Below are 1,331 nucleotides of genomic sequence, written 5' to 3' on the forward strand. Positions count from 1 at the left end.
AATGGGTATCGTGGAGAAACAACAGATTTTAATTTAATGCGCAAAAGAGTACATTTTGATATTTGGTATATAGAAAACTGGAGTTTTTGGTTGGATATCAAAATTATTTTTATGACGGCATATAATATGATAAAAGGTGAGCCGAATGCTTATTAATTTTGTGGAGGATTTACCTATATTGATACTGAATTTTATACTTTATGAATCAAAATAATTACGTAATCATCATGGCTGGGGGAATCGGTACTAGATTTTGGCCTTTCAGTCGTATATCTAATCCCAAACAGTTTCATGATGTATTAGGCACTGGCAGAACTTTATTGCAACAAACGGCCGATCGTTTCGAGCATGTTTGTCCTCCAGAAAATGTGTATGTAGTAACCAGTGAAGATTATGTGAATTTGGTGCTGGAGCAACTACCATTTTTATCAAAATCACAGGTATTAGCTGAGCCTATTCGTCGTAATACTGCTCCTTGTGTGGCCTATGCCTCTTATAAGATTGCTAAGCAAAATCCAGAGGCTAACATTGTAGTAGCACCTGCCGATCACATTATTTTAAAAGAAAAGGCTTTTGAATCCAAAATATTAATAGCCCTAGATGCCGCTGCCAAGAGTGATGTACTAGTGACCTTGGGGATTAGTCCTACTCGTCCTGATACGGGCTATGGGTATATTCAGTACACCAAAGAAGAGGGAGAGGTAAAGAGGGTACAATCATTTAGAGAGAAACCCAATTTGGCCTTGGCCGAGGAGTTTTTGGCAAGTGGAGAATATGTTTGGAATGCTGGTATATTTATTTGGACAGCCAAAAGTATTCGCAATGCATTTCTTAAGCATTCCCCAAGATTGCACGAAATATTCGAAGCTGGTAACGAATCCTATTATTCCGAACACGAAGCGCACTTTGTACACAATGCCTATCAGAGTTGCGAAAGTATTTCGATAGATTATGCCATTATGGAAAAATCAGACAATGTATATGTCGTTCTTGGTGACATAGGTTGGTCAGATTTGGGTACTTGGAAATCGTTGTATGAAGTCTCAGACAAAGATGAACACGGCAATGTGGTAGATGGCAATACGATGTTGTATGAAGTAAAAGACAGTATTATCAAAACCCCGCAAGGGAAGTTAGTGGTAATCAAAGGACTTGAAAATTTCATTGTAGCCGAATATGATAATGTACTTATGATTTGTCCTAAAGATCAGGAGCAAAAAGTAAAAGATTTTGTAGCCGATGCGGGCGAAAAAGATAGTTGTTTTATCTAAATAATGTCTCTCAGTCGGTATTCCACATTGTTCCGTGGTCAGTGTCCCACTGACCACCAC

At 38.2% G+C, this 1,331-nt stretch carries 2 protein-coding genes; both read left to right on the forward strand.

The features are described from left to right. Positions 1-36: 36 nt before the first annotated feature. Complete coding sequence (locus tag ACOVQ4_RS09210) at positions 37-156, forward strand: sugar transferase (RefSeq protein ID WP_421820362.1); 120 nt, start codon at positions 37-39, stop codon at positions 154-156. Positions 157-200: 44 nt separating this feature from the next. Continuing rightward, entirely contained in the window at positions 201-1,271 is a 1,071-nt protein-coding gene (locus ACOVQ4_RS09215; protein ID WP_421820361.1) for a mannose-1-phosphate guanylyltransferase, read from the forward strand. Positions 1,272-1,331: the final 60 nt, after the last annotated feature.

The sequence above is a fragment of the Flectobacillus sp. genome, assembly GCF_049240685.1.
Classification (GTDB): domain Bacteria; phylum Bacteroidota; class Bacteroidia; order Cytophagales; family Spirosomataceae; genus Flectobacillus.